This is a genomic window from Pseudomonas sp. NBRC 111138 (assembly GCF_001320835.1).
In the GTDB taxonomy this organism is placed as follows: Bacteria; Pseudomonadota; Gammaproteobacteria; order Pseudomonadales; family Pseudomonadaceae; genus Aquipseudomonas; species Aquipseudomonas paracarnis.
In genome coordinates, this window is sequence record NZ_BCBO01000119.1 from 1 (window position 1) to 25010 (window position 25010).

Sequence of the window (25010 nt, forward strand, 5' to 3'; positions counted from 1 at the left end):
GTATTTGGAGAACACCAGCACAGCCAGTACCACCAGGGCGAATGTCACGCGGCCTTTGGACAAACCGTGGGTCGCCTGGCTGCCTTGCTTGAGCTTGAACAGGTTGAGGTGGTGGCGGTACCAGCGGCTCAAACCGTACAGCACCAGGATGGCGAACACCGCAAACAGGCCGAACCAGGCAATGTGGCTTTGGCCGTAGGGAATGATGATCGCCGCCGCCAGCAACGGGCCGAAAGCGCTACCGGTGTTGCCGCCGACCTGGAAGGTCGATTGCGCCAGGCCGTAGCGCCCACCGGAAGCCAGGCGTGCGACGCGGGAGGTTTCCGGGTGGAAGGTCGATGAGCCCACACCCACCAGCGCCGCCGCGAGCAATATCGCCGGGAAGTTGCCGACAAAGGCCAGCATCAGGATGCCGATCAAGGTGCACACCATGCCCGCTGGTAATAACCAGGGTTTGGGGTGGCGGTCGGTGTGGTAGCCGATCCACGGTTGTAGCAGGGAGGCGGTCAACTGGAAGGTCAGGGTGATCAGGCCGACCTGGGTGAAGCTCAGGCCGTAGTTGGCCTTGAGCATCGGGTAGATCGATGGCAGCACAGCCTGGATCAAGTCATTGATCAGGTGCGCGAGGGCACAGGCGCCCAGGACGCGCATGACTAAGGGGCTTACTTGCGGGCTGGTCGAAGGTGCGGCGGGTGACGCTGTGACTGTGGACATGCGGGCATTCCGTACAAGGCAGCTGACAGGCGTGGAGGCGGGCGGCGGTGATGTGAACCGCCACTCCATCTGGACTCGGCGTTTATGCTAGATTCGGCGCCAATGCCTGTCTCGCGCAATTCGGGCAGAAACCATCGCAAAAAGGGCGAAATGATCAAATCACTGGATAAATTTCTGCGAGAGATCGATGAGGGCGACTGGGCCGTCATCAGTTCGGCCACCGATTACCCCGAAAACTGGGTGATCCCCGAACACAGCCACAACAAGCACCAACTGCTGTACGCCATTGGCGGTGTGATGGTGGTGTATTCGGCCCTGAGGCAATGGACGGTGCCGCCCAATCGTGGCTTCTGGATGCCTTGCGGTCAAGTTCACTCACTGCGCTGCGTGGGTACGCTGAAGATGCGCAGCGTGTTCGTGCGCCCCGACAGTTTCCCTAACCTGCCGGCCGAGCCCAAGACGGTGACGGTTTCGCCGCTGCTGAGTGAACTGATCAAGGCCTCGGTGAGCTTGAAACCGCCGTATGCCGAGGATTCACGCGACGCGCGGATCATGCACCTGATTCTTGACGAACTGGCCATTCTCCCGGCCTTGCCGCTGTCGCTGCCCCAGCCTGCCGACCCGCGCCTGAGCCCGATCTGCCTGGCGTTGCAGGATGAACCGAGTGATGCCTCCACCGTGGCCGACTGGAGTGCGCGGTTGGGATTGGACCAGACCACCATCCAGCGCCTGTTCCGCAAGGAAACCGGCATGACCTTCGGCCAATGGCGCCAGCAGGCGCGGTTGCTGCTGGCGCTGGAGCGCATTGCGGTGGGGGAGAAGATCATTGATGTGGCGTTTGAATTGGGCTACGAAAGCCCCAGCGCTTTTACCAGCATGTTCAAGAAACAGTTTGGTAAAACGCCGAGTCATTTTTTCAAGTAGCGTCGCTCGCCATGCGCGCATGAGCAGGGCGGCGGGATGCCAGGTAAGCCAGCAGCGTGGCGACTACCAGCAAGGCGGCGCTCAACTCGAAGGTGGCCCGGTAGCCGCTCAAGTCGAATGCCACGCCACCGACGGTGGCACCGGCGGCAATCGCCAACTGGATGATGGCGACCATCAACCCCCCGCCGGCCTCAGCGTCGTCGGGCAAGGTGCGTGCCAGCCATGTCCACCAGCCAACCGGAGCAGCTGTCGCTACCAGGCCCCAGCAGCCCAACAGCAGGGTGGTGACAATCGCTGAACCGCCGAACCCCACCAGCGCAAGGGCAATGCCGGCCATGATCAACGGAATGGCAATCAGCGTCGGGTACAGGTGACGCTTGAGCAAATGCTCAATCAACACCGTACCCGCCAGGCCGGCCAGGCCGAGCACCAGCAGCATCAGCGACAGGATGGACACCTCGACCCGGGTCACGCCTTCCAGGAACGGCCGCAAGTAAGTGAACAGCATGAACTGGCCCATGAAGAACAGGCTGACGGCGCACATGCCCAAGGCCACCTTGGAGTTTTTCAGCAGGCGCAGCGCATTGCCGGTGGCCGCCGTGCCGCTGTGCTTGAGCGCCGGCAAGCTCAGCCACAGCCAGGCCAGCGCAATCACGGCCACTGGCACCACGCAAAAGAATGCGCCGCGCCAGCCAATCAGGCCGCCAAGAAAGCTGCCCAGCGGCGCCGCGATCACCGTCGCCAGGGCGTTGCCACCGTTGACGATAGCCAAGGCCCGTGGCACTTGGGCGGGCTCGACCAGGCGCATTGCCGTGGCCGCCGACAGTGACCAGAAGCCGCCAATCGCCACTCCAATCAACGCGCGCCCGAGCATGAACACCGCGTAATTCGGTGCGAACGCCACCACGCTGCCAGAGACGATCATCAGCAGGGTCAGGGCCATCAGCAGGCGCTTGCGATCCATCCGCGCGGCAACCGCCGCGATCACCAGGCTGGTGAGCAAGGCAAACACCCCGGACACGGAAATGCCCTGGCCGGCCTGGCCTTCAGTGATGTGCAAGTCAGCGGCCAGCGGTGTGAGCAGGCTGACCGGCATGAACTCGGAGGCGACCAAGGCAAACGCCGCGAGCGACATCGCCAGCACCGCGCCCCAGCGTTGCGGTTGAGGGGTAACGGACCTCACTGCAAGTGGCTCTGGAAGAAGGTGGTGAGCGTGTCAAACGGGATCAGTTCGACGCGGTCGTACAGGTCTACATGGCCGGCGTTGGGGATGATCAGCAATTGCTTGGGCTCGGCGGCGCGTTGATAGGCGTCTTCACTGAATTCACGGGAGTGCGCGTTGGCCCCGGTAATCAGCAGCAGTGGGCGCGGCGAGATCGTCTCGATATCGTTGAAGGGGTAGAAGTTCATGAACTTGACGTTACTGGTGAGCGTCGGCCGGGTGGTGGTCTGCGATGAGGCGCCTGCCGGGGTGACTTCGCCGCGGGGGGTGCGGTAGAAGTCGTAGAACTCGTCGCCGACCGGGTCGCCGGTAAGGCTCTGCGGCGTGCCACCGGTGTAGAGGGTCTCGCCGCCCTGGAACTCTACATAGCGCTGGTTGGCGGCCTGGCGCAGGATCTGCTGGCGCTGTTGCAAGGTCATGCCGTGCTTGAGGCCATTGCGGTTGGCCGCGCCCATGTCGTACATGCTGACGGTGGCGATTGCCTTGAGACGCGGATCGATCTTCGCAGCACTGATCACAAAACTGCCGCTGCCACAAATGCCGATGGCACCGATGCGTTCCCGGTCGACCTGTGGGCGAGTGCCGAGAAAGTCCACGGCGGCGCTGAAGTCTTCCACGTAGAGGTCGGGCAACACCGCGTTGCGTGGTGTGCCGGCGCTTTGGCCCCAGAACGACAGGTCCAGGGACAGGGTCACGAAACCCTGTTCAGCCATTTTGGTGGCGTAGAGGTTGGCGCTTTGCTCTTTGACGGCGCCCATCGGGTGGCCGACGACCAGGGCTGCGTGCTTTGAGCCTGGGGCAAGGTGCTTGGGCACGAACAGCGTGCCTGCGACCTGCATGCCGTATTGATTGTTGAAGGTGACAGGTTCGGCCGTCACTGTGTCGCTGCTGTAGAAGTTATCCGCACCGTTAGACATATCGGCTCCAAATGAAGAAAGAGAAGTCACCAACAAACCCAGGGCGAGCAAGAGGCGTTTCATAGGGGTGTTCCTCGTGAAGTGTCAGCACATTTTCCGGGTGACGGTAGGGCTTCTGTAGTGCATTTGAGTGGATTACTTGCCTGATCCTCTGAGTTTCAGTGCCAGATGACGACGCCCATGACTTGCGCGGGTAAAGTGCAATGAAGCATTGAAAGGGTCTGTCATGACATCCACTCCCACCCCATTGAACGCGCTGATCCAGTCGATTGGTTCGCGCATGCCGTCGCCCGGCGACTACGCCATGCCGATCCCCGGCCTGGGCTTTTATCGGCGTGAGCAACCCGCTGCGCCGGTGGTCTGCATGGTTGAGCCGTGCATCGTGCTGGTGGCCCAGGGCGAGAAGCAGTTGTGGGTCGGTGGCGAGGGCTACCCCTACGACACTTCCCGGTTCCTGGTGACGTCGCTGGACATTCCGGCCAATTCCGAGGTGCTGGCGGCCAGCCCCGAGCAGCCGTGCCTGGGGCTGACGTTCAAGCTGGACCTGCGCATGCTCGCCGAGCTGATCGCCCAGGGTGGCTTGCCACCGGTGCGTGAGCGCGCGGTCATGAAGGGCGTGGGGATCGGCACGGTCACCGACGGCATGCTGGCCGCATTCGCGCGCCTGGTGGCGTTGCTGGATGAACCCGAGGCTATCCCGGTACTCGCGCCATTGATCCAGCGCGAGATTCATTACCGGCTATTGAAAAGCGACCAGGCCGGCCGACTGCGCCAGATCTGCTCGGTGGACGGGCAGGGCTATCGAATTGCCAAGGCGATCGACTGGCTGAAGTTGAATTTCGATGCGGCCCTGCGTGTGGAAGAGCTGGCAGCGCGGGTGCAAATGAGCGCGGCGACCTTTCACCATCACTTCCGGCAACTGACCGCGATGAGCCCGCTGCAATACCAGAAATGGCTGCGTCTGAATGAAGCACGACGATTGATGTTGAACGAGCACCAGGATGTCTCCAGTGCCGCGTTCAAAGTTGGGTATGAGAGCCCGTCGCAATTCAGCCGTGAGTACAGCCGGCTGTTCGGGGTGCCGCCCAAGCGTGATATGGCGACACTGCGGGGCAGGGCAGGTGTCAGTGATCCGCCGGGGTCAGATTAGCGTAGAAGATGCAGCCAATCAGCCGTGCGAACAGGCTCAGGGTTTCCGGCAGGTTCGGGTCGTCGAACAGCATGGCCCGTGAGTCCAGCGCACACAGCGCCCCGAACAGGCGGCCATCGGGCAGAAAGATCGGCGCACCGGCGTAGCTTTCGATGGCGTATTGCTTGACCACCGGGCGTGACGCGAAACGGCCGTTCTGGCTGATCTGGGGGATGAACAGGGTGTGTGGGTTGATGCAGAACTCACTGCACAGGGTGGTTTCAAGGTCGAGTACGTCGTCGACGTTGATGCCCATTTGCAGCGGGTCGTAGGCCGAACACACCACCCATTCCTGGTCGGTGAACTTGGCGATGCCGGCGAATCTCATCCCGGTCAGACGAGTGACCAGCTTGAGGATGTTGGTAGTTGCTTCAATTTCGGCAATGGCGGCGCGCTCGTCTGCGCTGAGTAACCTGTGTGCGGCGGTGACGCTTGAAACCATGCTGAACGCTCCAATGGCGTGGTCGCAGGCCGCGACCACGCACAGTCAGGTTATTAGTTGATGCGCGGGTGTTGCTGTACCAGGTTTTCCCGCTTGGTTTGCAGCGCGGCAATCTCGGCATCGATGTCTTCGATTTTCTGCTCGATATTGTCGTGATGCTCCTGCAGCAGCTCCTTGGCTTCTTCCATGTCGGAAGCCGCCGGGGCCGCGCCACGCAGGGGCTTGTTGGCGGTTTCCTTCATGGTCAGGCCCGTGATCAGGCCCACCACTGCAAACACCATCAGGTAATAGGCGGGCATGTACAGGTCGTTGGTGCTCTCCACCAGCCAGGCCACGGCGGTCGGCGTAACACCGGCGATCAGTACCGAGACGTTGAACGCACTGGCCAGGGCGCTGTAGCGCAGATGGGTGGGGAACATTGCTGGCAAGGTCGACGCCATCACGCCGATAAAGAAGTTCAGCACCACCGCCAGAATCAACAGGCCGCCGAAAATCAGGCCGGTCTTGCCGCTGGTGATCAGCATGAAGGCCGGAATCGACAGGAACAGCAGGCCGATGCTGCCGGCGATGATGAACGGCTTGCGGCCGATCTTGTCGCTGACAAAACCAATGAACGGTTGCACGAACAACATGCCGACCATGATCGCGATGATGATCAGCACGCCGCTGTTTTCGGCATAGTGCAGGTTGTGGGACAGGTAGCTCGGCATGTAGGTGAGTAGCATGTAGTAGGTCACGTTGGTGGCCGCGACGATACCGATGCAGGTCAGCAGGCTGCGCCAGTGCTTGGTGGCGATTTCCTTGAACGAGACTTTAGGGCCGTGGCTCAAGCCTTCGCGGTCACCCTGTTCGAGTTTGTCGACATGCTGTTGAAACGCCGGGGTCTCTTCCAGCGCGTGGCGCAGGTACAGGCCGATGATGCCCAGGGGCAGGGCGAGGAAGAACGGCAGGCGCCAGCCCCAGGCCTCGAATTCGGCTTCACCGAGCACGGTGGAGATCAACACCACCACACCCGCGCCGAGCACGAAACCGGCGATGGAGCCGAAGTCCAGCCAACTGCCCAGGAAGCCGCGCTTGCGGTCGGGCGCGTATTCAGCCACGAAAATCGACGCGCCGGTGTACTCGCCGCCCACCGAGAAACCCTGGGCCATTTTGCACAGCAGCAACAGGATCGGGGCCCAGATGCCAATGGAGGCATAGCCGGGGATCAAGCCGATGGCAAAGGTGCTCAAGGACATGATCACGATGGTGGCGGCCAGGACTTTTTGCCGCCCGTACTTATCGCCCAGTGCGCCGAAGAACAGGCCGCCCAGCGGGCGAATCAGGAAAGGTACGGAGAAGGTGGCCAGTGCTGCGATCATCTGCACGCTGGGGGAAGCGTCGGGGAAGAACACCTTGCCCAGCACATAGGCGACAAAGCCATAGACGCCAAAGTCGAACCATTCCATGGCATTGCCAAGTGCGGCGGCGGTGATCGCCTTGCGCATCTTGTTGTCGTCGACAATGGTGATGTCTTTCAATCCGATGGGTTTGACGCGTTTTTTACGTAGTTTCATGCGGGCCACTCAAAAGCTGAACAGGGGAGGTGCCATCGCTACGATGGCACCGCTCTGTCAGTTCAGATACAAGTGGACACGAAATAATTCACCGCTTTGTGTATTTTTTCTCGCATGGGTAAAAATGCATGGTTCTGAAGGCCGATGCATAGCTACCGGCAAAACAGATCAAATGTGGGAGCTGGCTTGCCTGCGAAAGCGGTGGTTCAGTTAAAGATTCAGTGACTGGCACTCCGCTTTCGCGGGCAAGCCCGCTCCCACAAGGGGAGGCATTGTCAGTCAGGCAAAACAGGGAAGTCATTTAAATGCCAAGCAGTCATTCACGCCTTACCTACCGCCAACCACGACCCGCAGACGTTCAGCGATTGTTCGCGATCTTCGGCGATCCACAGACCAACCTGTTCAATCCTGCCGGCCCGCTGCCCAACCTGGGGGCGGCACAACGGCTCTTGGATCACTGGCTGGAGCAATGGGCTTCCCAGGGCTACGGCTGGTGGGCGATTGCCCGCAAAGAGACCCCCGACCACATCATCGGGTTTGGCGGCATCGCGCCCCTTAATTACCTGACGCAGCGGCGCATCAACCTTGGCTATCGTCTGGCCGTGGAGGCCTGGGGGCAGGGGTATGCCACTGAGCTGGGTCGTGACGCCCTGGCGCTCGCGTTCGACACGCTATCGCTACCGGAAGTCTTCGGGTTAGTGCGGCCCGATCATGCTGCGTCGATCCGCGTATTGGAGAAGCTCGGCATGCAACGCTTTGGCCTGCTGGATGATGTCCCCGGTCAAGCGCCCAGCCTAGTGCTCAGGGTTTGTCGTCCTACAACTGCACAGCACTGACATTTTTCGAATTCACGTAATTCCTGGATAAGCGGCAATCTTTGCGATTGACACTGCGCGGGCGTCTCGCTATAAAACCCGCAGTTGTACGACGACATATGACGTTACATATGTCCTACCTAACAAAAATAAAAAGTGATGCCATGAATCTGAACGAGCCCATCAGTGCCCTTCGTGTCGGCCAGGCGGTCGGCAGCTATCGCTGGACGATCTGCGCGATGTTGTTTTTCGCGACCACGGTCAATTACCTCGACCGCCAGGTGCTCAGCCTCTTGGCACCGCAACTGTCAACGCAGTTTGGCTGGAGCAACACCGATTACGCCAACATCGCGGCGGTGTTCCAGTTTGTCTACGCCATTTCCATGCTGTTTGCCGGGCGCTTCGTCGACAGGATCGGCACCAAGGCCGCCTATGTGGTAGCCATTGGCATCTGGTCCACTGGCGCGATCATGCATGCGTTTTCGGTGCCGATGGGCGAGGGCATCGCGGCGGTCAGTGGTGCCATTGGCCTGGCGGTGATCCCGGTGTCCATTGCCGGTTTCATGCTCTCAAGGGCTGTGTTGGCGATTGGCGAAGCGGGTAACTTCCCGATCGCGATCAAGGCCACTGCCGAATATTTCCCCAAGAAAGAACGCTCCCTGGCCACCGGCATCTTCAATTCCGGCGCCAACGTCGGCGCGATTCTGGCGCCCATCTGTGTCCCCTTGATTGCTGGCATGTGGGGCTGGGAGGCGGCGTTTATGGTCATCGGTATGCTGGGTTTTGTCTGGGTTGCCGTGTGGGCCGCCGTGTATGAAAAACCGGAACAGCAAAAACGCCTGTCACCTGAGGAACTGGCCTACATCCGTAGCGACCAGACCGTACAACCATTTACCCCGGCACCGACGGGCACCGCAGGGAAGAAAGTCTCCTGGTTCAAACTATTGACCTACCGCCAGACCTGGGCGTTTGCCTTCGGCAAGTTCATGACCGACGGCGTGTGGTGGTTTTTCCTGTTCTGGTTGCCCACCTACCTGTCTGCCCAATACGGCATGAAAGGCGCCGATATCGTGATGCCGCTGGCGGTGCTGTACAGCATGACCATGGTCGGCAGTATTGGCGGCGGCTGGTTCCCCAGCTACTTCATGGCGCGCGGCGATGCCCCCTATGACGGGCGCATGAAAGCCATGCTGGTGATTGCGCTGTTCCCGCTGGTGGTGTTGCTGGCGCAGCCGTTGGGTTACCTCAGCTTCTGGGTGCCGGTGCTGCTGATCGGTGTGGGCGCTTCGGCACACCAGGCGTGGTCATGCAACATTTTCACCACCGTGTCCGATATGTTCCCGCAGAAAACCGTGGCCTCGGTGGTCGGCATTGGCGGCATGGCCGGTGGCCTGGGTGGCGTGCTCATGACCAAGATCGGTGGCTGGGTGTTCGACTATTACAAGTCCATCAACGACATCCATACCGGCTACATGATCATGTTTGCCATCTGCGCCCTGGCTTACCTGGTGGCCTGGAGCGTGATGAAGACGCTGGTGCCGCGCCACAAGGAAATCACTGATCTGTGACGCTAGCTAGAAAGGTCATCAAGGCAGCGACGATGACCTCGGGCGCGTCCTCTTGCACCAGATGCCCCGCACGCGGGACGCGCAGGTAGCGTGCACCTAATCTATCTGCGAGCGCGTCGCCTTGTGCCACGTTGATCCATTGGTCCTCCTCTCCCCAGAGCAATTGCACCGGGCAACGCAGCCCGGTGAGCCGGTCTTCAATCTGGTCGGTATAGCGCTGGTCCATTTGCGCAATCTGGCGATAGAAGGCGGGCTGGCCAATCTCACCTGTCCAGGGTGTGACGTAGGCGAGCAGCACCTCGGCAGGTAGCGGCGTGAAGGCGGCGCCCTGTAGATAGGCACGCACAATCGCCTCATGGATATAGGCCGGCGCGTCGCTGAAGGCCTGTTCATGGCGGCGCACATGCTGCACCAGCGGCGAACCCCAGGGCGCCATGGCGACGGGGTCGATCAAGGTCAGGCTGGCATAGTCGCAGCCATCGAGCAGATGCGCACGCAGCGCCGTGGCGCCGCCAAAGTCATGGGCCAGCACATGAGGACGTTCCAGGCCCCAATGGTGTAGCAGGGCGGCGAGCAACAGGTTTTGCACGCCCAGGGACACGTCCTGGCCCGGCGCCTGTTCAGACTGGCCATAGCCAAGCAGGTCGTAATAGAACACGCGGTACTGCTGGGCGAACAAGGGCGCGATACGCCGCCACACATGGGAGGAGAACGGCGTGCCATGCACCATCACCAGCGCCGGCCCCTGGGTACCCAGTTGGCCCCAGCGCACGGCTCGAGTGCGAAAGTCAAAGGTGTGGGGGAGTGCCAGTGCGTCGTTTGAATGGGTCATGGTTGAGTCTCCCCTAAGGTCTGATGGGTTGTGGCGGGTTTTGCCTGAGCCAGAAGGATACGAACCGCCATGACCACGCCGACGAGCACGGCAGCCAGGCCCACGGCTTCCATTGGCGTCGGCCAGCGCTGGTGAAAGCCTAGACCGAGCAGGCTGGCGAAGAGTGATTCCAGGGCAATCAACTGACCGCTCAGTACCATGGGCAGGCGCCGCGTTGCCGCATTCCAGGCCCAGGCGCCGACCACCGTGGACATCACCGCGATGCCCAGGCTCCAGGCATACAGCGGCCATGCCTGGCTCCAAGCCGCGCCAAGGGTCGGCAACCGGAACAAGCCCAGCGCGTATAGCCATGGCAGCAGGCACAGCGCCGCGCCGCCTGCGCCTACCAGCATCAGGGCAGTCCACAGACCGGTTGCGCTGGCTGGCAGGCGCGCCAGTTGCTGTTGATTGATGACGCTGAACCCCAGCCACAAGGCCACTGCGCCCAGGGAGAAGCACAAAGCCGCCAGCCAGGAACCGGTGCCGGAGGCGGGCAGTTGGAGGCTGCTGACCGTGGCCAGCAACAGCTCCATGGTGAGGCAGGACAACGGCATCACCAACTGGCGCCATTGCAGGGTCTTGTGACTGGCGTTGCCTATCAACGCCAGTAGCACCGGGACCATGCCGACAAACGCTGGCGTCAGCACCGGGCCGCCGAACTTCACGCCGGCAGCAATGCACGCGCCATAACCGAGGCAACCCAGTGCGCCCAGTGCTGCCGCCAGTACGCACTGGCCGGTGCTGAGTACACTCAATTGCGCCCTGCACACCATGATCCAGACGAGACCCAGCCCACCGGCCATCAGAAACCGTACGGCCATCAAGTCGTAGAGGCTGTAGACGCCGGTGACGTAGGGCGCAATGAAGTTCAGCGCCCAGCCAAGGGTGGCGACAACGGCAAATATCACACCGGTAAAGAGTGAGGTGCGGGCGCTGGTCATCAGGCTGATCCATGAAGTGAGAGATTCATGGTGCCCAGCGCGGCGGGTGTGCTACAAACAAGTTTTCAGCCTTGGATGCATAACCACAGATTATGAATGCACTTGGCAAAACCTTACCGCCTCTGGCCAGCCTCCTGCCGTTTGAAGCGGCGGCGCGCCTGGAGAGTTTCTCCAAGGCGGCCGATGAATTGCACATCACCCAGGCAGCGGTCAGTCGGCAGATCCGCGGGCTGGAGGACAACCTGGGGGTCAAGCTGTTTTGTCGGCGCAACCGTGGGGTGTTCCTGACGCAAGAAGGGCGTGAGCTGGGGCGGGTGGTCAGCCTGGCCTTGCACAGCATCAGTGAGGGCGCGGTCAGCCTGAGAACATCGCCCCAGCGAAATCGCGTGGTACTGCTATGCCAGCTATGCGAGGCGTTCTATTGGTTGATGCCGCGCCTGGCGACCTTCCACCAGCAATACCCGCAGATCGAGATCCAGGTGGTGACCTGCACGCGGCCGATCACCCAGTTCGACGGGCATTTCGATGTGGCCCTGCAAAGTACCCGGCGCGCCAGTGGCAGCCATACGCTGATGTTCACCGCCTCCGACGAGGTGTTCCCGGTGTGCAGCCCCAGCTACCTCTGCCCGGAACAACCGTTATCACTGGCTGAATTAAAGCCCTGCACATTTCTGCACCACAGCTCCGAGCCTCCGCATTTGATGGAGTGGGATGAGTGGCTGCAGATGTTCGGCCACACGCTGGCCAGGGATGCACGCAGTGCCACCTTCGACAGTTACCCGCTGATGTTGCAAGCCGCCGTGGAAGGGCACGGTATCGCCATGGGTTGGCGTCGTACCGCAAGCCGGCTGATTGAGAGTGGGGCGCTGGTGCGGCCCTGCGCAGAAAGCGTGTTTTTGCCCGAGGCTATTTCGGTCTACAGGCAGCAAGGGGCGGGCAGTCGGGAGGAGGTCACGGCGTTGTTGGCCTGGCTTGACGCACAATTGCAAAGTGACGGCTGACAGGGGCGTCGCTGCCCCTGTCATCTGCGGTTATTGGTTACGCGTGACGCGCCAAATCGTATTGGCCAGGTCGTCGGCAATGATCAGCGCGCCTTTGGGGTCCACCGTCACCCCCACTGGACGCCCACGGGTCTTGCCATCGTCGCCGCGGAAGCCGGTGGCAAAGTCGATGGGCTCGCCCGCCGGTTTGCCGTTGCTGAACGGTACGAAGATCACCTTGTAGCCCACTGGGTTGTCACGGTTCCAACTGCCGTGCTCGCCGACAAACGCGCCGTCAGCGAATTTTTCACCCATGGCAGGGATGGAGAAATCCACGCCCAGCGCGGCCACATGGGAGCCCAGGCTGTAATCGGGTTTGATCGCCGCAGCCACCTTGGCCGGGTTTTGCGGTTGTGCGCGAGGGTCGACGTTCTGGCCCCAGTAGCTGTAGGGCCAGCCGTAGAAGGCACCTTCACGCACCGACGTCAGGTAGTCTGGCACCAAGTCGGGGCCGAGTTCATCGCGCTCGTTGACCACGGTCCACAGTTGCCCTGAGCCCGGTTGGATGGTCAGCGCCGTCGGATTGCGCAGGCCCGTAGCGTAGGGCTTATGCGCGCCGGTGGCGGCATCGATCTGCCAGACCATTGCGCGGTCGATCTCCACTTCCATGCCGCGTTCGGTGATGTTGCTGTTGGAACCGATGCCCACGTACAGCTGACGCCCGTCGTCACTGACGGCCAATGACTTGGTCCAGTGATGGTTGATCTGCGCCGGCAGGTCGGTGACTTTGACGGGCGGGGCGCTGGCCTTGGTTTGGCCGTCGGCGTAGTCAAAGCGCACCAGTGCGTCCTGGTTGGCCACGTACAGTTTGCCGTCGGCGAATGCCAGCCCGTAGGGAGCGTTGAGGTTGTCGGCGAATACCGTCTTGAGTTCATAGGTGCCGTCACCGTCGGCGTCACGCAGCAGCGTAATGCGGTTGCCGCCCTTGACCTTGGTGTTGCCCTGGGCCTTGATCACACTGGCGATCACGTCCTTGGGCTTGAGTTTGGCCGCACTGCCGCCACGGCCTTCGGCCACCAGGATATCGCCGTTGGGCAGCACCAGGGTCTGGCGCGGGATCGCAAGGTCGGTGGCGATGGCGGTGACGCTGTAGCCTTCGGGCACCTTGGGCTTTTGATCGCCCCACGGCGTGGGCTCGGCAATCTTCATGCTCGGCAACAGGCTGCTTTGTTGTTCGGGCAGCTTGGGGTCAGGGCCGCGCGCCTGGGTCTTGTCACCTTCGCCGCCACAGGCACTCAGCAACAGGGCGGCGCTGAGCAGGGTCAGTGTGTTGAGTGGTTTCATCGGGCAGCTCCTGAGCGCAGGTTGGTCAAGCCGATCCAGGTGGCGACAATCGCCAGCACGGTGACGATCGCCGACAGCACCAGGCCAGCAGGCATCATGGCGTAGGCATCCTTGGCATGTTGAAAGGCGTTCACCAGCCCCAGCACCCAAGTGCCCAGCAACAGCAGGAAGTACGCCACCGGGCGCCCGCCCTTGTGTTCGGCGCGCACCAGGTTGACCAGTGCAAACAGCAGGGCAAAACCACAGAACACCAGCGCCCCGGCGATCAGCCAGGAAGCAAAGTTGGCCCATTGGATCTGGTAGGTCTGGCCGTAGGCGATATCACTGAGCAAGGCCCCGAGAAACAACGGCACGGTGCCGGCAAGCAAAGTGCCATGCAACGGCCCAGGCCTGACGACGGGGTAAGTGGAGAGGGTAGTCATGTTGGTGGCGGCTCCTTATCGTTCTGCACCCTGGGCTCAGGGCGCGCTGACTTCGCATAGGAAAGGAGCATGGCACTTGTAAGAAAGTTCACTGGGATGGCGTGTCGAGGTGTTTCTCGAACCATGCCCAATAGGGCGTATTTTTGACCTGGCGGCGGTTGTAATCCGGGCTGCCATCGCCCCACCACACAGGGCCACGCTCGCCCAATGCCACCTTGGCACGCTGCACCCGTTGCCGGGCGGCGTTCAAGGCTTCGGGGTCGGCGCTGCCCTTGGCTGACTTGACCGCCCGGCGTGCATCCATCAATTCATTGACCCAGTATTGGCGCGTCGCTTCATCCAGCGCCGGATTGGTACAGCGCCACAGCTGCCCCTTGACCACAAAGTAGCGACCGTCCCGGGTGCTAAGCATGGTGCCAGCGCAGCACTCGCAGCACACCCCATAGCATCGAAATCACAATCGCCATCCAACCGGCAAACAGACTGAAGAGTGTCATTGCAAGGTTCATCACCACCTCCAATTGCGTTGTCGTCTCCTGATAAGTGACCTCGCTCGGGAACGAGGATTCAACTGGATGTGTTTACGATAATGCCTGCATGACTCATCCTGTTGGGCTCCTCCAAGGAATCGTTTTATGCCAACCCTGCACCTGTTATGCGGCAAGATCGCCTCCGGCAAGTCCACACTCGCCAAGACCCTCGCCACCGAGCACGCAGCCATTGTGCTCAGCGAAGACCAGTGGCTGGCCAGTCTCTACCCTGGTCAGATCCAGAGCATTGCCGACTACCTGCGCTGTGCCCAGCAGGTTCGTGGAGTACTTGAGCCGCTGGTGATCGATCTGTTGGCGTGCGGCGTCAATGTGGTGCTGGATTTTCCGGCCAATACCCTCGCCAATCGTCAATGGTTACTCGGCCTGGCCCAGGCAGCCAAGGTGCCGCACTGCCTGCATTACCTGGAGCTGGACGATGCCACCTGTCGTGCGCGCCTGCATGCGCGCAATGCCCGAGGTGACCATGATTTTGCCGCCACTGATGCCGAGTTTGACCTGATCACTCGCCATTTCAGTGTGCCGAGGGAAGAGGAAGGGTTGGTGATTGAGATACATCGCCCGTGACTACCCAAAAACCTGCAGGCATCGATGCCGACGGCTATATCCTTACCGTCGCTGATGGGCCTATACAACCCGAGTTCCAGCCCCTGCTGACGGACATCTGCGCTACCTTGTCCCGGCCTGAGCTGGGGCTGCACGGGATCTACCTGTATGGCAGCATCGCACGGGGCGAAGGTGAGATCGGCATTTCTGATCTTGACCTTTCCCTGATACTGGTCGAACCACCGAATGCGCCGGTGCTTGAACAATTGGAGTCGGCCCGACTCGCTTTGGAGCAACGGCATCCGAGCGTCACCAAGATCGACTTCGACATCGGCCACCGCGCCCAAGTGTTGGCGCCTGAAAACCTAAACAGTTGGGGCTTCTGGCTCAAACATCATTGCCGCTGTCTCTGGGGCGAAGACCTGTCACTGCACGTCGAACCGTTTCGCCCGTCCCGTGCCATCGCCCTGGCGGTCAACGGCGATTTTGAACAGGCGCTCACGGCGTACCTGTTGCGCATCGAACAGGCCAGTACTGAACGCACACGGCTTGACCTGCAGCGGGAAGCATCGCGGGCCTTGATCCGCGCTACCCACACCCTGCGAGCCGAGGATGCGCAAACCTGGCCGCAAACCCTGGAAGACTACGTCGGGCTGTTCGTTCAGCATTACCCGACCATGCGCGTGCAAATCGCCTACTTCCTGTTTGAAGCACGCAACCCGAGCGCCGAGGGCGAGGCATTTACGACACGCCTACGGGCGTTTCTGAGCTGGATGGTTTCGGCCCTCATAGAAAGGAATCAATCAGATGCGTGAACGCAAAGCCGCACGATTACTGGTCATCAACCCTGCACAGCAAGTGTTGCTGTTTCGCTTCGTGCATAACGACGGCGCCCTGGCCGGCCAGGATTACTGGGCCACGCCGGGCGGTGGCGTGGAGGCGGGGGAGAGCTTTCACAGCGCCGCGATTCGTGAGTTGCGCGAAGAGACGGGTATCACGGTCAGCAGCGTTGGGGAATCCGTGGCAGAGCGTAGTTTCCCGTTGGTGTTACCCAGCGGTGAAACCGTGTTGGCAGTAGAGCGGTACTTCGTTGTGCATGCATCCAGCGACGCGCTTTCCAGGGCCGAATGGACAGTAGAGGAGACCCAGGTGATGGCGGATCATCATTGGTGGTCGGCAGAGGCGCTGCTCGCGACGAGCGATACGGTATGGCCGCAGGCGTTGCCGCAAATGCTGGAGGATGCCGGGGTGTTTTAGCCGTTTTCCATGAACGATGGGGGCAGGCGAATCGGGGCGACATTTAGGTAAGCGGCGGCTTTAGGGCTGTCACGGGAGCAAGCTCCCTCGCCACAGGTGCAGCATTGCATCAAAAAGCGCATCGCGGGTTACATGGATCTAATATTTCCCCGGTATTGAACACCCTTGCATAGTCCATCGCCAGGTTACTGAGCGACAACGCATGCACATCCTCTGCGGCCCACAGCCGTCCCGACAAGTCGGTTTGATCGAAGGTAAAACAGGCATCCGCCGCCACGATCACGTCGAACCCCAGGTTGCCGCCCGAGCGTGCGGTGGATTCCACTGAATTGTTGGTGATGACCCCGACGATTACCAACTGCTGGATCGAGCGCAGGTGCAGCCAGCGCTCCAGGCCCGTGGCGCTGAATGCATCCGGTACGTTTTTTTCCACCACATGCTCATGGGCCAGAGGGTGCAGCGCATCCTGGAACTCACAGCCGGGCTGGCCTGGCCGGAACACCGAAGCGCCAGAGCGGGAGATATGCCGCACATGAATGATCGGGCGTTGCGCCTGGCGCCAGGCATTGAGCAATTGCTGTATGTGCTGCTCAGCGTCTGGGTTGTTGCGGCCGCCAAGGGTGGGATCGGCCATGCCTTTTTGCATATCGATGATCAACAGTGCGGCGTTCGGCGCTATCGGTTCCATGGCCTGTCCTGGCAGAGGTGAACATTATCTAACTGGAGCAACGCGCTCCCACAGGGTGGACGTTAGCACCGATCAGCAGCCCATACGCAAAACCCTGAGACTTCCCGGCGAAACGCTTCATAATGGCGGCCAATTTGTTTAGCTCGTTATTCTGGTGTGCCCGCATGGAAATTAAGGTCAACTTTCTCGACAACCTTCGGCTTGAAGCCAAGTTCGATGACTTCACGGTCATTGCCGACCAGCCCATCCGCTACAAGGGCGATGGTTCGGCACCGGGGCCATTCGACTACTTCCTGGCTTCGTCGGCGTTGTGTGCGGCGTACTTTGTGAAGTTGTACTGCCAGACGCGCAATATTCCCACCGAGAATATTCGCCTGTCGCAGAACAACATCGTCGACCCGGAAAACCGCTACAACCAGATTTTCAAGATCCAGGTCGAATTGCCCACAGATATCTCCGACAAGGACCGCCAAGGCATCCTGCGCTCCATCGACCGCTGCACCGTGAAGAAGGTGGTGCAGGCCGGGCCGGAATTCGTGATTGAGGAAGTCGAGAACCTCGACGCCGATGCCCAGGCGCTGTTGATGCCCAACTCCACGTCCGCAGCAGGCACCTACATTGCCGGCAAGGATCTGCCGCTGGAGCAGACCATCGCCAACATGTCGGCGATTCTCGCGGGCCTGGGCATGAAGATCGAGATTGCCTCGTGGCGCAATATCGTGCCCAACGTGTGGTCGCTGCATATCCGCGACGCCCATTCGCCGATGTGCTTTACCAACGGCAAAGGCGCGACCAAAGAGGGCGCGCTGGCGTCGGCGCTGGGTGAGTTCATCGAGCGTCTGAACTGCAACTTCTTCTACAACGACCAGTTCTGGGGCGAGGACCTGGCCAACGCGCCGTTCGTGCATTACCCGGACGAACGTTGGTTCCAGCCGGGCCCCAACGATGAGCTGCCGAGTGAAATCCTCGATGCCTACAGCCTCAAAGTCTACAACCGCGAGGGCGAGCTGCGTGGTTCACACCTGTTCGACACCAACTCCGGCAACGAAGCCCGTGGCATTGTCTCGCTGCCGTTCGTGCGTCAGTCCGATGGCGAGGTGGTGTATTTCCCGTCCAACCTGATCGAAAACCTCTACCTGAGCAACGGCATGAGCGCTGGCAACACCTTGGCCGAAGCCCAGGTGCAGTGCCTGTCGGAGATTTTCGAGCGAGCGGTGAAGCGCGAAATCATCGAGGGCGAATTTGCGCTGCCGGACGTACCCGCCGAAGTGCTGGCCAAGTACCCTGGCATCCTGGCGGGTATCGAAGGCCTGGAAGCCCAGGGCTTTCCGGTGCTGGTCAAGGACGCGTCCCTGGGCGGTGAATTCCCGGTGATGTGCGTGACCTTGATGAACCCGCGTACCGGCGGCGTGTTCGCTTCGTTCGGCGCGCACCCCAGCCTGGAAGTGGCACTGGAACGCAGCCTCACCGAGCTGCTGCAAGGCCGTAGCTTCGAAGGCTTGAACGATCTGCCGCAGCCGACCTTCGAAGGCCAGGCGGTCACCGAGCCGAACAACTTCGTCGAGCACTTTATCGATTCCAGCGGCGTAGTGTCGTGGCGCTTCTTCAGTGCCCAGTCGGATTATGAATTCGTCGAGTGGGACTTCTCCGGCCAGGGCGAAGACTCCAACGCCCAGGAAGCCGCCACGCTGTTCGGCATCCTCGAAGGCATGGGCAAAGAGTCGTACATGGCGGTGTATGAGCACCTGGGCGCTACTGCCTGCCGCATCCTGGTGCCGGACTACTCGGAAATCTACCCGGTGGATGACCTGATCTGGGACAACACCAACAAGGCGCTGTTTTTTCGCGAAGACATCCTCAACCTGCACCGCCTCAGCGAGGAGGAGCTGCAGGCGTTGGTCGAGCGCCTGATAGAAAGTGAGCTGGACGACTACACCGATATCACTACGTTGATTGGCATTGAGTTCGACGACAACACCGCGTGGGGCCAGTTGACCATCCTGGAGCTGAAACTGCTGATATTCCTGGCGCTGAAGCAGTATGAAGAGGCCAAGGAATGCGTAGAGATGTTCCTGCAGTACAACGACAACACCGTTGAGCGGGGCCTGTTTTACCAGGCGATGAACGCGGTGCTGGAGATGGAACTGGATGATGACCTGGAACTGGCTGACTACGAGGCCAACTTCCGGCGCATGTTCGGTAATGAGCGCATGGACGCGGTGATCGGTTCGGTTGACGGCAGTGTGCGCTTTTATGGGCTGACGCCGACCAGCATGAAGCTGGAAGGCCTGGACCGGCATTTGCGCTTGATCGACAGCTACAAGAAGCTGCATGCGGCGCGGGCCAACATCACCCAAGGCTGATACACAATGATCGTTCCGACGCTCCGCGTGGGAATGCAGTCAGGGACGCTCTGCGTCCCCAAGCGTGACGCAGAGCGTCACCGGATGCGTTCCCACGCGGAGCGTAAGAACGATCAAATTGAGTTAGATGTGGGCCAAGGCTTGCGCCAGATCGGCGCGCAAATCCTCCACATCTTCAACCCCCACCGACAAGCGCACCAGCCCATCGCCAATCCCCAATTGCGCTCGCGTCGCCGCCGGGATGCTGGCATGAGTCATGATCGCCGGGTGCTCGATCAGGCTTTCCACGCCCCCCAGGCTCTCGGCCAGGGCGAAGATCTTCACGTTTTCCAGAAAGCGCGTCGCGCCGGCCAAGTCGCTGTTCAAGTCCACTGAAATCATCCCGCCAAAGCCGCGCATCTGCTGTTTCGCCAGGTCGTGCTGTGGGTGGGATTTGAGGCCCGGGTAGTGAACCCGTGACACTTGCGGCTGTTGCTCCAGCCAGGTGGCCAGGTCCAGGGCATTGCTGCAATGGCGCTCCATGCGCAGCGCCAGGGTTTTTACCCCGCGCAGGGTCAGGAAGGCATCGAACGGCCCGGCGATGGCGCCGATGGAGTTTTGCAGGAAGCCCAGGCGTTCGGCCAATTCAGTGTTATCACCGACAACAGCGATACCACCGATCACATCAGAATGCCCATTGAGGTATTTGGTGGTGGAGTGCACCACGATGTCGAAGCCCAACTCCAGCGGGCGCTGGATCCAGGGGCTGGCAAAGGTGTTGTCGGCCACGCAGATAATCCCGCGGGCACGGCAGATGCGGGCCACGGCGCGCAGGTCGGTCAGGCTCAGCAGCGGGTTGCTTGGGGTTTCGACCCAGACCATGCGCGTGTCGTCCTGCAATGACGCTTCAAACGCCGACAAGTCGCTGAGGTCGACATAGCTGAAACGGTGCCCGGCACTGCGCTGGCGCACCTTGTCGAACAGGCGGAAAGTGCCGCCGTACAGGTCGTTGCCCGAGACGATATGCGCGCCGGCATCCAGCAGTTCCAGCACGGTGGAGATCGCCGCCAGCCCCGAGGCAAATGCAAATGCCTGGCTGCCGCCTTCAAGGTCGGCCACGCAGCGTTCCAGGGCGAAACGCGTGGGGTTATGGGAGCGGCCATAGTCAAACCCCTTGTGCACGCCGGGGCTGTCTTGCAGGTAGGTGGAGTTGGCGTAGATCGGCGGCATCAGCGCGCCCGTGGTCGGGTCGGGTGACTGCCCGGCGTGGATCACACGGGTGGCAAACGCGCTTTTATCGGGCTGGCTCATGCAAGGGATCTCCGTAGGTGGTTAAGCAGGTCGACGCGGGTGATCAGGCCATGAAAGCCTGCGGCGTCGGCAATGATGGCGACCAGGCCGCGATCCAGTTCAGCCTGCAGTTCGGCCAGGCTGGCGTTGGGGGCCAATGTGTGCAGGGTGTTGGTCATGGCGCTGGCGACGGTCATGGAAAAATCTGCGGCGTCGTGGTGCAGGCCCAGCAGGATGTCGGACTCGTCGATGACGCCCACCAGGGTCTGGCCATCGACCAGCACCGGCAGTTGCGACACGTCCGCCAGGCGCATGCGCTGGAAGGCGGTGAGCAGGGTGTCGTCGGGGCTTACGCTGATCACGCGGCCGTCTTCGAAGCGGCGCGCGATCAGGTCGCGCAGGTCACCGTAGTGCTTGTACTGCAACAGGCCGGCGTCGTTCATCCACTGGTCGTTGTAAACCTTCGACAGGTAGCGCGTACCGGTGTCGCAGACGAAGGTGACCACGCGCTTGGGCTCGGTTTGCTCGCGGCAGTAGCGCAAGGCCGCGGCGAGCAGTGTGCCGGTGGATGAGCCGCCGAGGATGCCTTCGGCCTTGAGCAATTGGCGGGCGTGGTCGAAGCTGTCTGCATCACTGATGGAGTAGGCGTGGCGCACGCTGGACAGGTCGGCAATCGAAGGGATGAAGTCTTCGCCAATACCTTCCACTGCCCAGGAACCAGGGGTTTCCAGCTTGCCGCTGCGGCTGTATTCGGCCATCACCGAACCGACCGGGTCGGACAGCACCATGGCCAGTTCGGGTTGCACGCGCTTGAAGAACCGCGTCAAACCGGTGAGCGTGCCGGCCGAGCCGACGCCCACCACAATGGCGTCCACGTCGTGCTGGGTCTGCGCCCAGATCTCCGGCGCGGTGCTGGTCTCGTGGGCCAAGGGGTTGGCCGGGTTATTGAACTGGTCGGCGAAGAACGAGCCCGGAATATCCTTGGCCAGCCGTGCCGCCACGTCCTGGTAATACTCGGGATGGCCCTTGCCCACATCGGAGCGGGTGATATGCACCTCGGCGCCCATGGCCTTGAGGTGCAGCACTTTTTCCGTGGACATCTTGTCGGGTACCACCAACACCACCCGGTAACCCTTGGCCCGGCCCACCAGCGCCAGGCCCAGGCCGGTGTTGCCGGCGGTGGCTTCAATGATGGTACCGCCAGGGCGCAAACGACCGTCGCGTTCAGCGGCGTCGATCATCGCCAGGCCGATGCGGTCCTTGATGGAACCGCCGGGGTTTTGCGATTCAAGCTTGAGAAACAGCGTGCAGGGGCCGGTATCGAAGCGGCTGACCTTGACCAGCGGGGTATTGCCGATCAGTTCGAGTACAGCGGGGCGTGAAGGGGTGGGCATGTCGTCTCCTGGTTACGGGATGGGCGCAGGGCGGGGGACAGCAAAAAAACAGCATGGCTTGGAACATAGGCCGGTATTGACGGTGTCGCAACCGGGCGTCCGTTGCATGACTTTTTTTGCCGCATGGGGGAGGGCGCGCGATCCAGATGTGGGAGCTGGCTTGCCTGCGATGGTCATAGGTATCTACACAAATTTGGTGCGACGCTGAACCTGTGGCGAGGGAGCTTGCTCCCGTGACGGCCTGACAGCCGGCGTCGATCTAACTAACGCGCCGCGATTCAAATGTGGGAGCTGGCTTGCCTGCGAAGGCGGTCTGCCAGCCGACCGGGATATTGGATCTGACCGAGTACATATCCATTATTAAGGTAACGGCCACCGATGGTTCCGCCCTGACGGCGGCTCACTTTGCAAAAGCCGGGATGCCGGCCCAGGCCAAAGTAAGCAAAACGCTCTTGCCCCACCACTCGGCACCTCGCCTAGGCTCGGTGTGCCCGTAATCCGCCAGCGCGGTTTAACGGGGCGCCTAAGATCAAGAGCGACTCGCTTCGCATCGTGGTTGCCGTCTGCTGTTACAACCCACAAAGTTGTGTAGATACCTATGCTGCGATGGCGGTGGTGCTGTTGGCATTTACGCTGCCTGACCCACCGCCATCGCGGCCTCGCCAAGGCTCGAGCGCTCCCACCGTTCAGTTTCCGGCAATGGCGGCTTCGATGGCAGCGATGTCGATTTTGGTCATGGTCATCATCGCTTCAAATGCACGCTTGGCGACGGCAGGATCTTTACTGGTAACTGCATCGACCAACACCCGCGGCGAGATCTGCCACGACAGCCCCCACTTGTCCTTGCACCAACCGCAAGCGCTCGCCTGCCCACCGTTGTCGATGATGGCATGCCACAAACGGTCGGTTTCCTCCTGATCCTCGGTAGACACCTGAAAGGAAAACGCTTCACTGTGCTTGAACAGGGGCCGCCATTGAGGCCCACGCAGGGGATACCCAGTACGGTGAATTCAACCGTCAACTCATCACCCTGCTTGCCGGATGGGTAGTCGCCAGGCGCACGGTGTACGGCCTTTACTTCGCTGTCGGGGAAGGTGTTGGCGTAGAAGGTCGCTGCCTCCAGGGCATCGCCGTTGTACCAGAGGCAGATCGTATTCTTGTTGTTCATCGCAAGGCTCCTCGGGTTGAAAGGTGCATGAAGTCTAGACGAACAACCTGCAACACTACTCAGGCTTGCACCGCCTCCCGGCCAGCGCGTGAGTCGGCCCGCCGCGAACGCCAGCTCAGCCCCAATACCATCAGCAAGCCCAGGCCCGCCATCAGTGCGCCTGCCAGGGAAATGGCCGGGTAGCCGAGCCCGGCATTGATCACTGCACCTCCCAATGCCGCACCAATTGCATTCCCAAAATTGAACGCACCGATGTTCATCGCCGAAGCCAGGTTGGGCGCATCTTTGGCGGCCTCCATCACCCGCATCTGCAGCGGCGGCACCAGGGCAAAGCTGGCAGCGCCCCACAGCAGGATCGACAACGCCGTGGGCAACGGCCATTGCATGAGCACCGAGAAGGCAAGCAGCACGGCAATCAACACTACCAGCGAGATGATCAAGGTGCGGTCCACTGAGCGGTCCGCTGACTTGCCACCCCACACATTGCCCAGGGTGAGCCCGATTCCGAACAGCACCAGCATCCCGGTGACAAAGTTGGTCGAAGCGTGGGTGACGTCCCGCAGAATCGGCGCGATGTAGGTAAATACCGTAAACATCGCACTCGAGCCCACTACTGTCAGCGCCAACGCGGCCAGCACAGGCCCGCGACCCAGCACACGGATTTCCGCCATCAGCCCGGCGCCTTTGGGCGCCGGCGCATTGGGCAATGCCCACCACAGCGCCGCCATGACCACCGCGCCAAGCCCACTGATGCCCCAGAACGCGGTACGCCAACCAAAGTTCTCGCCAAACCAAGTCGCCAGAGGCACGCCGCCAATGGTTGCGAGGGTCAGCCCCATGAACATCGCCGCCACAGCCCCCGCGCGCTTCTCGGGCGCCACCAGGCTTGCGGCCACGATCGAGCCAATCCCAAAGAACGCTCCGTGATTGAGCGACGTCACCAGCCTGGCGATCATCAATGTCTGGTAGTTGCTGGCCAGCGCCGACAGCAAATTACCCAGGGTAAAAATCGCCATCAGCCCGATCAGCAGATAACGGCGGGGCACCCTGGCCGTCGCCAGGGTCATGATCGGCGCGCCAATCAACACGCCCATGGCGTAGGCGCTCACCAACAGCCCCGCAGCGGGAATGGAAACATCAAGATCAGCGGCGATACCGGGCAACATGCCCATGGGGGCAAACTCTGTGACCCCGATGCCAAAGGCACCGACGGACAATGCTACAAGGGGGGGATTGATACGCATGGGTGACTCCTCATCTGTGAGCCAAATGCTACAATCCTGCCTTTTGCAGCAGTAGCCCTTGGTTGGGAACTACAGCTTTGCGCAGGAGGCACAAATGGACATTGGCGGGCGCTCGGGAGAGATGGAAGTCTTCACTATGGTCGCCGAGCACGGCAGCCTGTCGGGTGCGGCCAGGGCCTTGGGGCTGACCCCATCGGCCATCAGCCGCATCATCACCCGCACCGAACAGCGCATAGGCACTCGCCTGCTGCTGCGCACCACCCGCGCCATCACCTTCACCGCCGAAGGCGAAGCCTACCTGCGCGGCGCCCGGCGCATCCTCGCCGACATGGCCGAAGTCGAAGACGCCATCACCGACCAGGGCGCCCCACGCGGACGCCTGCGCGTCAGCGCCGCAGTGGCCCACGGCCGCATGACCATCGTCCCCCTGATCGCCGCCTTCAGCGCCCGCTATCCCGCCATCGTCGTCGACCTGATGCTCGGCGACGAAGTCGTGGACATCCTCGGCGGCCAAGCCGACGTTGCCATCCGCTTCGGCCCCCTCGCCGACAGCCCCCTGACTGCTCGCCTTATCGGCTCTACCGGGCAGGTTATCGTTGCTTCACCGGACTACCTGGCACGGCATGGC

Annotated in this window: 24 protein-coding genes and 1 pseudogene; 10 read left to right on the forward strand and 15 right to left on the reverse strand. The window is 61.3% G+C overall.

The window, feature by feature from the left end; translation table 11 throughout:
* The coding region (locus APH41_RS21475; RefSeq protein ID WP_156359078.1) for an MFS transporter at window positions 1-714 on the reverse strand (714 nt) is incomplete at its 3' end.
* A 102-nt stretch (window positions 715-816) separates the two neighbouring features.
* On the opposite strand from APH41_RS21475, the gene APH41_RS21480 reads away from it, so the two are divergent.
* Complete coding sequence (locus tag APH41_RS21480) at window positions 817-1638, forward strand: helix-turn-helix domain-containing protein (protein ID WP_014718649.1); 822 nt, start codon at window positions 817-819, stop codon at window positions 1636-1638.
* Here APH41_RS21480 and APH41_RS21485 read toward each other — a convergent pair.
* Together APH41_RS21485 and APH41_RS21490 are read right to left on the reverse strand one after the other, a co-directional pair.
* Complete coding sequence (locus tag APH41_RS21485; protein ID WP_054921356.1) at window positions 1631-2821, reverse strand: MFS transporter; 1191 nt, start codon at window positions 2819-2821, stop codon at window positions 1631-1633. The two genes, APH41_RS21480 and APH41_RS21485, sit on opposite strands and share 8 nt — an antisense overlap.
* Window positions 2818-3840: an alpha/beta hydrolase gene (locus APH41_RS21490; RefSeq protein WP_054921359.1), complete on the reverse strand. Its 1023-nt coding sequence runs from the start codon at window positions 3838-3840 to the stop codon at window positions 2818-2820. The genes APH41_RS21485 and APH41_RS21490 overlap by 4 nt, the downstream gene beginning before the upstream one ends.
* Before the next feature lie 163 nt (window positions 3841-4003).
* On the opposite strand from APH41_RS21490, the gene APH41_RS21495 reads away from it, so the two are divergent.
* Window positions 4004-4927, forward strand: coding sequence for an AraC family transcriptional regulator (locus APH41_RS21495; protein WP_054921361.1), 924 nt, complete (start codon window positions 4004-4006; stop codon window positions 4925-4927).
* Here the strand turns inward: APH41_RS21495 and APH41_RS21500 are convergent.
* Complete coding sequence (locus APH41_RS21500) at window positions 4902-5408, reverse strand: GAF domain-containing protein (protein WP_020302594.1); 507 nt, start codon at window positions 5406-5408, stop codon at window positions 4902-4904. The genes APH41_RS21495 and APH41_RS21500 overlap by 26 nt on opposite strands.
* 53 nt (window positions 5409-5461) lie before the next feature.
* Complete coding sequence (proP, locus tag APH41_RS21505; RefSeq protein WP_014718644.1) at window positions 5462-6964, reverse strand: glycine betaine/L-proline transporter ProP; 1503 nt, start codon at window positions 6962-6964, stop codon at window positions 5462-5464.
* Between the two features lie 305 nt (window positions 6965-7269).
* Between proP and APH41_RS21510 the strand changes: the two genes are divergently transcribed.
* Both APH41_RS21510 and APH41_RS21515 read left to right on the forward strand, forming a co-directional pair.
* A complete protein-coding gene (locus APH41_RS21510) occupies window positions 7270-7800 on the forward strand; it encodes a GNAT family N-acetyltransferase (protein WP_054921363.1) in 531 nt (176 codons plus the stop codon).
* A gap of 143 nt (window positions 7801-7943) precedes the next feature.
* A complete protein-coding gene (locus APH41_RS21515) occupies window positions 7944-9347 on the forward strand; it encodes an MFS transporter (protein WP_054897349.1) in 1404 nt (467 codons plus the stop codon).
* Here APH41_RS21515 and APH41_RS21520 read toward each other — a convergent pair.
* Window positions 9334-10179 (reverse strand): alpha/beta fold hydrolase, encoded by an 846-nt coding sequence (locus APH41_RS21520; RefSeq protein ID WP_054921365.1) that lies wholly within the window; start codon window positions 10177-10179, stop codon window positions 9334-9336. The genes APH41_RS21515 and APH41_RS21520 overlap by 14 nt on opposite strands.
* On the reverse strand, window positions 10176-11159 hold the full coding sequence (locus APH41_RS21525) for a DMT family transporter (RefSeq protein ID WP_054921368.1): 984 nt from the start codon (window positions 11157-11159) through the stop codon (window positions 10176-10178). The genes APH41_RS21520 and APH41_RS21525 overlap by 4 nt, the downstream gene beginning before the upstream one ends.
* A 92-nt stretch (window positions 11160-11251) precedes the next feature.
* On the opposite strand from APH41_RS21525, the gene APH41_RS21530 reads away from it, so the two are divergent.
* Window positions 11252-12160 carry a LysR substrate-binding domain-containing protein gene (locus tag APH41_RS21530; protein WP_054921370.1) on the forward strand — a complete coding sequence of 303 codons (909 nt, stop codon included), beginning with the start codon at window positions 11252-11254 and terminating at the stop codon, window positions 12158-12160.
* Between the two features lie 30 nt (window positions 12161-12190).
* On the opposite strand, the gene APH41_RS21535 is transcribed toward APH41_RS21530, so the two are convergent.
* From APH41_RS21535 to APH41_RS21545, 3 genes are all read right to left on the reverse strand, one after another.
* Window positions 12191-13483, reverse strand: coding sequence for a sorbosone dehydrogenase family protein (locus APH41_RS21535; RefSeq protein WP_014718638.1), 1293 nt, complete (start codon window positions 13481-13483; stop codon window positions 12191-12193).
* Window positions 13480-13905 (reverse strand): DUF2231 domain-containing protein, encoded by a 426-nt coding sequence (locus tag APH41_RS21540; RefSeq protein ID WP_054921373.1) that lies wholly within the window; start codon window positions 13903-13905, stop codon window positions 13480-13482. The genes APH41_RS21535 and APH41_RS21540 overlap by 4 nt, the downstream gene beginning before the upstream one ends.
* A gap of 88 nt (window positions 13906-13993) precedes the next feature.
* Window positions 13994-14317, reverse strand: a complete 324-nt coding sequence (locus tag APH41_RS21545; RefSeq protein WP_054921375.1) for a hypothetical protein — start codon at window positions 14315-14317, stop codon at window positions 13994-13996.
* A gap of 223 nt (window positions 14318-14540) precedes the next feature.
* On the opposite strand from APH41_RS21545, the gene APH41_RS21550 reads away from it, so the two are divergent.
* From APH41_RS21550 to APH41_RS21560, 3 genes are read left to right on the forward strand one after another with little or no spacing between them, the layout of a single operon-like run.
* Window positions 14541-15020, forward strand: coding sequence for an ATP-binding protein (locus APH41_RS21550; protein WP_054921377.1), 480 nt, complete (start codon window positions 14541-14543; stop codon window positions 15018-15020).
* The gene (locus tag APH41_RS21555) at window positions 15017-15814 is read left to right on the forward strand and encodes a nucleotidyltransferase domain-containing protein (RefSeq protein ID WP_054921379.1); all 798 of its coding nucleotides are present in this window, start codon (window positions 15017-15019) and stop codon (window positions 15812-15814) included. The genes APH41_RS21550 and APH41_RS21555 overlap by 4 nt, the downstream gene beginning before the upstream one ends.
* On the forward strand, window positions 15807-16256 hold the full coding sequence (locus APH41_RS21560; protein WP_054921381.1) for an NUDIX hydrolase: 450 nt from the start codon (window positions 15807-15809) through the stop codon (window positions 16254-16256). The genes APH41_RS21555 and APH41_RS21560 overlap by 8 nt, the downstream gene beginning before the upstream one ends.
* 109 nt (window positions 16257-16365) lie before the next feature.
* On the opposite strand, the gene APH41_RS21565 is transcribed toward APH41_RS21560, so the two are convergent.
* The gene (locus APH41_RS21565; RefSeq protein WP_054921384.1) at window positions 16366-16944 is read right to left on the reverse strand and encodes a cysteine hydrolase family protein; all 579 of its coding nucleotides are present in this window, start codon (window positions 16942-16944) and stop codon (window positions 16366-16368) included.
* A gap of 164 nt (window positions 16945-17108) precedes the next feature.
* Here APH41_RS21565 and APH41_RS21570 point away from each other — a divergent pair, with 164 nt between their 5' ends.
* Entirely contained in the window at window positions 17109-19307 is a 2199-nt protein-coding gene (locus APH41_RS21570) for an OsmC domain/YcaO domain-containing protein (protein WP_054921386.1), read from the forward strand.
* Between the two features lie 123 nt (window positions 19308-19430).
* Here the strand turns inward: APH41_RS21570 and APH41_RS21575 are convergent, their stop codons facing one another.
* From APH41_RS21575 to APH41_RS21590, 4 genes and pseudogenes are all read right to left on the reverse strand, one after another.
* Window positions 19431-20597, reverse strand: a complete 1167-nt coding sequence (locus APH41_RS21575; RefSeq protein WP_054921389.1) for a cystathionine gamma-synthase — start codon at window positions 20595-20597, stop codon at window positions 19431-19433.
* Window positions 20594-21970 (reverse strand): cystathionine beta-synthase, encoded by a 1377-nt coding sequence (locus APH41_RS21580; protein ID WP_054921390.1) that lies wholly within the window; start codon window positions 21968-21970, stop codon window positions 20594-20596. The genes APH41_RS21575 and APH41_RS21580 overlap by 4 nt, the downstream gene beginning before the upstream one ends.
* 686 nt (window positions 21971-22656) lie before the next feature.
* A pseudogene (locus APH41_RS21585) lies at window positions 22657-23138 on the reverse strand (VOC family protein).
* Window positions 23139-23197: 59 nt separating this feature from the next.
* On the reverse strand, window positions 23198-24382 hold the full coding sequence (locus APH41_RS21590; RefSeq protein ID WP_054921391.1) for an MFS transporter: 1185 nt from the start codon (window positions 24380-24382) through the stop codon (window positions 23198-23200).
* Window positions 24383-24476: 94 nt separating this feature from the next.
* Between APH41_RS21590 and APH41_RS21595 the strand changes: the two genes are divergently transcribed.
* Window positions 24477-25010: LysR family transcriptional regulator (locus tag APH41_RS21595; protein ID WP_156359079.1), on the forward strand; the 534-nt coding region annotated here is incomplete at its 3' end.

Bases quoted from the DNA above. Each gene is read 5' to 3' on its own strand.
- APH41_RS21560 (WP_054921381.1), top strand. From the start codon at position 15,807: ATGCGTGAACGCAAAGCCGCACGATTACTGGTCATCAACCCTGCACAG.
- APH41_RS21545 (WP_054921375.1), bottom strand. From the start codon at position 14,317: ATGCTTAGCACCCGGGACGGTCGCTACTTTGTGGTCAAGGGGCAGCTG.
- APH41_RS21550 (WP_054921377.1), top strand. From the start codon at position 14,541: ATGCCAACCCTGCACCTGTTATGCGGCAAGATCGCCTCCGGCAAGTCC.
- APH41_RS21530 (WP_054921370.1), top strand. From the start codon at position 11,252: ATGAATGCACTTGGCAAAACCTTACCGCCTCTGGCCAGCCTCCTGCCG.
- APH41_RS21570 (WP_054921386.1), top strand. From the start codon at position 17,109: ATGGAAATTAAGGTCAACTTTCTCGACAACCTTCGGCTTGAAGCCAAG.
- APH41_RS21495 (WP_054921361.1), top strand. From the start codon at position 4,004: ATGACATCCACTCCCACCCCATTGAACGCGCTGATCCAGTCGATTGGT.
- APH41_RS21520 (WP_054921365.1), bottom strand. From the start codon at position 10,179: ATGACCCATTCAAACGACGCACTGGCACTCCCCCACACCTTTGACTTT.
- APH41_RS21490 (WP_054921359.1), bottom strand. From the start codon at position 3,840: ATGAAACGCCTCTTGCTCGCCCTGGGTTTGTTGGTGACTTCTCTTTCT.
- APH41_RS21565 (WP_054921384.1), bottom strand. From the start codon at position 16,944: ATGGAACCGATAGCGCCGAACGCCGCACTGTTGATCATCGATATGCAA.
- APH41_RS21590 (WP_054921391.1), bottom strand. From the start codon at position 24,382: ATGCGTATCAATCCCCCCCTTGTAGCATTGTCCGTCGGTGCCTTTGGC.
- APH41_RS21535 (WP_014718638.1), bottom strand. From the start codon at position 13,483: ATGAAACCACTCAACACACTGACCCTGCTCAGCGCCGCCCTGTTGCTG.
- APH41_RS21540 (WP_054921373.1), bottom strand. From the start codon at position 13,905: ATGACTACCCTCTCCACTTACCCCGTCGTCAGGCCTGGGCCGTTGCAT.
- APH41_RS21575 (WP_054921389.1), bottom strand. From the start codon at position 20,597: ATGAGCCAGCCCGATAAAAGCGCGTTTGCCACCCGTGTGATCCACGCC.
- APH41_RS21580 (WP_054921390.1), bottom strand. From the start codon at position 21,970: ATGCCCACCCCTTCACGCCCCGCTGTACTCGAACTGATCGGCAATACC.
- APH41_RS21525 (WP_054921368.1), bottom strand. From the start codon at position 11,159: ATGACCAGCGCCCGCACCTCACTCTTTACCGGTGTGATATTTGCCGTT.
- proP (WP_014718644.1), bottom strand. From the start codon at position 6,964: ATGAAACTACGTAAAAAACGCGTCAAACCCATCGGATTGAAAGACATC.
- APH41_RS21480 (WP_014718649.1), top strand. From the start codon at position 817: ATGCCTGTCTCGCGCAATTCGGGCAGAAACCATCGCAAAAAGGGCGAA.
- APH41_RS21515 (WP_054897349.1), top strand. From the start codon at position 7,944: ATGAATCTGAACGAGCCCATCAGTGCCCTTCGTGTCGGCCAGGCGGTC.
- APH41_RS21500 (WP_020302594.1), bottom strand. From the start codon at position 5,408: ATGGTTTCAAGCGTCACCGCCGCACACAGGTTACTCAGCGCAGACGAG.
- APH41_RS21510 (WP_054921363.1), top strand. From the start codon at position 7,270: ATGCCAAGCAGTCATTCACGCCTTACCTACCGCCAACCACGACCCGCA.